This window comes from Candidatus Poribacteria bacterium, assembly GCA_021295755.1.
Taxonomy (GTDB): Bacteria; Poribacteria; WGA-4E; order WGA-4E; family PCPOR2b; genus PCPOR2b.
The window spans coordinates 58,273-64,758 of the sequence record JAGWBT010000013.1 but is presented as its reverse complement, the minus strand read 5'-3'; the positions used below and the strand labels follow the sequence as shown (position 1 = coordinate 64,758).

Genomic DNA, 6,486 nt, shown 5'->3' with positions numbered 1-6,486 from the left:
ACATTCAGGAAGCCAATAATGCCCAAGACTGCGGAATAAACCCGTTTTTTTTCTTCCGCTAGGGCAGACCTCAGAATAAGGTAACCGATATATGTCAGCCAAAGTATCAACGCGCTTGTTAGTCTCGGTTCCCAATTCCACCAAGTATTCCAAGCAAATCTCGCCCAGATAGGTCCTGTAGTAAACACGACTATCCCAAAAACGATTCCTATTTCTGTTGAAACAAGCGCAATCGTATCATACTTGTCTAGGCGCTTGATTAGATAGAGTATGCTGGAGATGCAGGTCACGCCGAAGGCGAGAAATAAGGTAAACGCTGAAGAAATATGAAAGTAAAAAATCTTCTGCACTTCTAGCATCGTCATCTCAATCTCGGCGAAGCTGAAGACGAAGTAGATAGCAACAAATAGGAAGATTGCTGCGAGTACCCCAACTAGTTGAGTGCGTGTCATGTTTCCTCCCTTTTTAGGAATGGGATTAGCGGGGTAGCTTAACCCTCAACAACAACTTCAAAGAGGAGATATGAGCTTGCTAGGAATACGAGACTGTAAACAACCAAAACTGAAATCCAGAAGTTTCCTCCAAGCCCACCGGTTGTCAGCAGAGAAACGGTGCATTTCGCTCCCGCCATAATCACCGGAAAGGTCAGCGGCAGTAAGATGACGGAGAGGAGACTTTCCTTTCCGTGCGTATGGGCAGAGATACCCGATACGATGACACCGACCGCACAGAAGCCGAGCGTTCCAATGGCAAGCACGCCGATAAGTTTGAGCAGCAGCCAAGGGAGTTGTTCTTGTAACGCGACAGGTAACACAGTGATCACATCTAGGAATTGAAGGGTGATCGGTGTGACAACAACCTCCAGCAGTATGAGAAAAACAAAGATACTGACAACCTTTGAGAGGTAAAGGTAACTCGCATCTATCCCTGTCAACCTTAGTCCGTGCAGGGCGCCGTTTGCGCGCTCAATATCGAAAGACCTATTCAGGGTGATGGTGCCCGCAAACAGGAATGTCGCCCATAACACACTGGCAGCCAGTTTTCCTCGTTCCTCCAATTTTTCGGGAAAAATCGGTCCAAATGCGAAGCAGAAAATCAGCACGACTAACACGCTGAACACAACGATTAAAGCCAGCATGTCCTTTGTACGAAATTGGAGTGCGAGATCCTTGTGAATCAACCAACCGATTTGGCGAAATGCTTCCATTGATTAAATTATTTCCTACCTGTCTATCTTTTTAATCGATTCTCATACTCACGAGACAACGCTTCCAATCCAATATCTGTCTTTTCAGCAACTGTCTCAATTTGACCGTTCAACAGAAAATGGAAACGGGAGCCGGTGTGGTAGCCCAATTCCGTATTGTGCGTTGTGAGGACAATTCCTTTACCCCGAGCGCGTTCCTGATCGATCCGTTTTAACACAAGTTGCTGCGCAGCGAGGTCAAGCCCCGAAAACGGTTCGTCGAAGAGCAGCACTGTCGGATCATGGATCAGTGCCTTGGCAATCATGAATCGCTGAGTCATGCCGCGTGAGAAGATCTTGACAGGTTCGTGTGCATAAGGGGTCAGTTGGACCTCGTCGAGAAGATCTGCGATGCGTTGATCTAACCGATCAAGCCTGTAGAGTCGTCCGAAAAACTTCAGGTTCTCATAAGGGCTAAGTTCAAGATAAGCGAGCGGTTCATGAACGACCAACCCCAATGATGGGCGGACGCGCAACGTTTCCGTAAGGGCATCGATCCCTCCAATTTGAAGTGCACCGGACGTTGGTTTAATCAATGTCGAAAGGATCTGAATTAGTGTCGTTTTTCCTGCTCCGTTTGGTCCAAAAATCGTAACAACTTCACCGGGTTGGACGTTGAGGTCGAGTCCGTTCAACACTACTCGATGCCCGAAGCGTTTCATGATTTGGGAGGCTTGAAGGAGCATGATTAGTAGAAAATTGCGGTGAGAGGATTTGAAATTTGCTTCAATAGAGATTCATCTTTAGGATCACGTTTCCTCCCTATTAATGCGCGCCAAAACGGCAGCAAGCCGATCCGCCTGCTCTTTCCGTAACCGCTTATAAACCCGATCGGAGATTTCACGTTTTTCATGCAATTCTTCTAAACGAGTAATCATTTCAAGCCGGGCAACCCGCGTCCGCTCAAGATCGGCGGCATCTGATTTGCCAAGCCAACTTGCATCGGGTGCCGCTTGGGGCTTCTGAGAGTCTTCGGATGGCTTCGATGTAGGAGGTCGGATTTTGAAAATCGCCGCAACTAAAAAACCGCCTGCGAGTGCCGCGGAGATCGCGATCAGCGCAATCATCTTTGGGTCGGACGGTTTTCCAGCTGTTTCACTTCTACCACTTTGAGATGGAGGCGCGGCGGATGTAACTCTGAAGCGCAGGTCTACGGTTTGGTTCGTTGATAGCGGCTTCGCCGGATCCGTCGCATAGATGGTATACACTAGTCCGTGAATTTCTTCCCGACGACCTGCCCCCAATATTCTCGATTGTGGTCCCAACGGCATTCCGTCTGAGATGAATACATAGAATTGGGCGGTATCAAATGTCGGTTTTCGAGAGAGGTCTAAATCCGAATTAACAACGTGCATCAAATAGGAGTATCCGACTTGATGCGTTCCCGGTGCTAGCGGTTGGCTTGCAATTAATCGGTTTGCGTTTAACCCAAGTTCTTGTTTGAAGGTCTGGTCAAGTTGAAGGTCTTCGTGTCCATTTGGCAGGTTGAAATTCATACCTGCGGGTTGATTGTCTATTGATGCCTGAAAAGCCAATTCGCCGGTATTTTCGATTTGAATGAGTTCCAGTATGGACACCGCCCCATCAGGGGCGTGGTCGGCTGGAGGTGGCCGAATGATGAGCGTATGCTGTCGAATTTTGACCTGCGATGGATCATCCGTAAACGCCCCAATCTCAATATTGACCGTGATGTTAGGCAGCCACTCCGACAGAACGAGATCCTGTTCGATATAGTCCTTACCTTCATAACTGGTCGAGACAGTATAATGCACATCGAAAGCGGTTGAGAGATTGTCGAAGATATAAGTCCCGTTATCATCTGTCACCGTCTCACGTTGCTGGACCTCCTCACTTTCTCGGTGAATCTGTAGAATCACTAACTGTTGAGAAAGCAGTTGATTTTCCTTCTTATCTATGACTTGTCCTTCAATTTTGCCGATGTCCCCTTGTCCGACGGCGAAGGGTAGACAGATTAAAGCCGTGAATATATAGAATGAAACGTGAAACGTGAAACGTAAAAGCATCCACGAATCTTCGCGAATCATCGCCAATTTTTTTCTAGTTCGCTTGGGACTGTGTGATTCGGGGAGTCTTTCGTTTCCTAGTTTGCCGGCTTTGCGATAGTTGTGCATATTTTAACTCCGTGAACCCTTTTTTTGTTTATATTTTTCGATTTCTTCTTCCACAGACGCCATACCGGCTGTTTCGATCTGCGTCAACACCGCTGCGGTTTCTTGCAACAGTTGTCCTCGTAGTGCTTGATAATCTGCTTGGGATAGCTTCCCTGTTTCGTAGTCTTCTTCAAGATCCACAAGTGCTGAATAGCTGCGTTCACGCTCAAGATACAACGTTTGCATTCGGGTTTCAACTGCGTCCATTTCTGGGGACAGACGCGGTTTCGACCACAGCGGCAAGCCCAAATAAACCAACAGGGGGAGTCCAAGTAGTAAAATCCATAGAAACACAAGAAACATAAGCTACACTCCTAACCTAATGGTTACCTCTGTCGTTTGTGACGCTCCAGTTCTTCCTCAATTTGCTCGTATTGGTCCGCCGATGCTGATTGCTGTGGTGCTGTTGGAGCAGATGATTTCGCTAGTACTGCCTTACGTTTTGACCTAAGCACAAGAAAGACAATAACGCCGACCAGCACGATGATGACGGCAGGCATGGCATAAGCGACGATATTGAATCCTTTGGCAGGCATGAGTGCTGAATATTGCGTGCCGTACCTTGCAAGATAATCATCCCGAATCTGTTGAACCGTTCCCCCAGCACTGAGGCGGTTGCGAAAATCCGTTTCAATCTGTTGAGCAACGCCACAGACGCAATGCCTAATTGTTTCTCGCACGCAGCCACAGTAACAGTATACACTGGTCATCAGTTGATCTAAGTTTGCTTCAAGCGATGGGGCGGTTGTGGATGCCTGCTCTTGAGCATCTGCCACCGGAATTAAGCAGCCGAAGGACATTAAAATTAAGAAAACAGTGCGACAACTTTTCATTTTAAGCACCACCTTTGACGTGCTTCTCACAGATTGCGACCAGTCCACCAATCATCATGATGGCAACCCCAAGCCAGACAACATTGATAAGCGGATTATGATAAACTTGAACAGAAACGATTCCACCGGACTGCACATGGGCGGGTACGTTTTCGGGAAGGGGACCTAATGCGATATAGAGATCATTTAATCCCATATGACGGATGGCTGACTCGATGGTATCCTGTTCGCCTTGACCGGCTTTGTGATAAAATCCGCGCGCCGGACGCATTGTTCCCATCGGTTTTCCACCTTTTTCAATAGCGAATACAACGCCACCGAGCGAAAAGTTAGGATGTTCCTCCTGAAACGCATCCTGTATCGTGAGTCTGTAGTCGCCGACCTCCATTGATTCCCCGAGGTGCAGCCCCTTCGATTCCAAGAGATAATAGCCCTTAGACCCCAGAATCCCAATATATAAGACCACAATGCCGATATGGACGATGTAACCGCCGTATCGACGTTTGTTGCGTTGAATGAGTTGAATGAGTCCATCAAAGAATGAGGTTTCTTGACGCCTAGCTCGTAATTTTGATCCGCGATAGAATTCGTCACAGATGGCTACGAGGGCAAAAACACCGGCGAATACGCATAGTGCGGAGTAAATTGCCCCAGTATGTCCTTTCAGAGCGAGGTACACCCATGCGAGTATGCCGCCAACTAGTCCGAAAACAATCGGTTTAGCGAACATCCGTTTAAAGTTGCTCGGTGTCAACTTTTTCCATGAAATAATTGGCCCGACCCCTGTGAGCAATAGGAGTAGTAGTCCGGGGATAATGACCACCTGATTGAAAAATGCCTCTGGGACCGCGGCTTTTTCACCGGTGACCTGTTCTGTGATAATGGGCCACAGCGTTCCCCAGAGGATAATCAGTGTCAAGCCGACAAGCATCCAGTTGTTTAGGAGGAACGAACTTTCACGAGAAAGGAGAGATTCAAGACGATTGGGACTTTTCAGGTCGTTCCAGCGATAAGCAATAAGCCCAATGACACCGAGTGTGGAGAGGAAAATGAACCCTAGGAAGTAGCCCCCAATGTCGGATTGCGCAAATGCGTGTACAGAGGTAATTATACCGCTACGGGTGATGAAGGTGCCCAAGAGCGTAAACTCAAACGCAAGCGTAATCAAGACGATATTCCAGAGTTTGAGCATGTTCCGCTTCTCTTGGATCATCACTGAATGGAGATAGGCGGTGCCGAGCAACCACGGCATGAAAGAAGCGTTTTCGACGGGATCCCATGCCCAATAGCCACCCCATCCGAGTTCACGATATGCCCAATTTCCCCCAAGCGTGATGCCAACGGTCAACACCAGCCAAGATGCCATCATCCATCGCCGTGATCTGCTAATCCACTCGCTGCCGATCTTACCAGCAGCGAGAGCACCGACAGCAAAGGCAAACGGCACGGTCAGGCTGACGAAGCCGACATAAAGCGATGGGGGATGAAAAGCCATGCTAGGTGTTTGCAGCAGCGGATTCATTCCCGCACCGTCGCGAGCAACCACACCATTTGGTAAACGTTCTAAGGGATTGTAGACGCCTTCGACCAGTCCCGTCACGAGAATGATAAAAAAGAGTTGTACTATCGAGATAGGGATGAGGGCATAGTCAGCCAAGTAATCGGTTGCACGTCGGTTTGTCCATACAACCAATGCGCCGAAAAGTGTCACAAGCCAAAGCCAAAACAGGAGCGAACCGGACATCCGTCCCCACAACGCAGTGACTTTGTACAACAGAGGTTGATCATAGCTGGAGACTTCGACAACATATTTTATCGAGAAGTCGTTGGTTACAAAACCGTAGATTAATGCGCCTGTTGCAAGCGTTATTAAAGCAAAGGTCCCGACAACCCCATTTCGGCCGCTGATAACTGCGTTGTAATTGTTATGACGTAATCCCATCCAGAGCATCGTCAATGCCCATAGACAGGAAAAAACCGAAAGCCATATTGCTGCCTGTCCCAATTCTGCCATAACGCGTGTCTTTCCTTCTGAGGCTTAATAATTGTTTGTATCGGTTCCGCCGGTCTGCGCTGTCATTCCTTCGGCTGCTTCATATTTGGACGCACACTTCGTTTGGAGTTTGGAGGCAACGATAAGATTTTCGGCTGCGTTATACTTCCCTTGAATAAAGACATTTCCGCCATCTTTGAAATTATCGGGTCTGAGCCTATTTGCATAGAGGACATTGACGCT

The 6,486-nt window shown here is 48.0% G+C and carries 8 protein-coding genes; all 8 read right to left on the bottom strand.

Annotation, left to right across the window (positions count from 1 at the left end):
* Positions 1-452, bottom strand: a 452-nt coding sequence (gene ccsA, locus J4G02_03225) for a cytochrome c biogenesis protein CcsA (GenBank protein MCE2393607.1), incomplete at its 3' end; no start/stop codon positions are given.
* A 38-nt stretch (positions 453-490) separates the two neighbouring features.
* Positions 491-1,207 (bottom strand): heme exporter protein CcmB, encoded by a 717-nt coding sequence (locus tag J4G02_03220; protein MCE2393606.1) that lies wholly within the window; start codon positions 1,205-1,207, stop codon positions 491-493.
* Positions 1,208-1,230: 23 nt separating this feature from the next.
* Positions 1,231-1,908 carry an ABC transporter ATP-binding protein gene (locus J4G02_03215; protein MCE2393605.1) on the bottom strand — a complete coding sequence of 226 codons (678 nt, stop codon included), beginning with the start codon at positions 1,906-1,908 and terminating at the stop codon, positions 1,231-1,233.
* A gap of 87 nt (positions 1,909-1,995) precedes the next feature.
* Positions 1,996-3,378, bottom strand: coding sequence for a hypothetical protein (locus J4G02_03210; protein ID MCE2393604.1), 1,383 nt, complete (start codon positions 3,376-3,378; stop codon positions 1,996-1,998).
* A gap of 3 nt (positions 3,379-3,381) precedes the next feature.
* Positions 3,382-3,720: a hypothetical protein gene (locus J4G02_03205; protein ID MCE2393603.1), complete on the bottom strand. Its 339-nt coding sequence runs from the start codon at positions 3,718-3,720 to the stop codon at positions 3,382-3,384.
* 23 nt (positions 3,721-3,743) lie between these two features.
* On the bottom strand, positions 3,744-4,250 hold the full coding sequence (locus J4G02_03200) for a cytochrome c-type biogenesis protein CcmH (protein MCE2393602.1): 507 nt from the start codon (positions 4,248-4,250) through the stop codon (positions 3,744-3,746).
* Between the two features lies 1 nt (position 4,251).
* Positions 4,252-6,264: a heme lyase CcmF/NrfE family subunit gene (locus J4G02_03195; protein MCE2393601.1), complete on the bottom strand. Its 2,013-nt coding sequence runs from the start codon at positions 6,262-6,264 to the stop codon at positions 4,252-4,254.
* 24 nt (positions 6,265-6,288) lie between these two features.
* The coding region (locus J4G02_03190) for a cytochrome c maturation protein CcmE (GenBank protein ID MCE2393600.1) at positions 6,289-6,486 on the bottom strand (198 nt) is incomplete at its 5' end.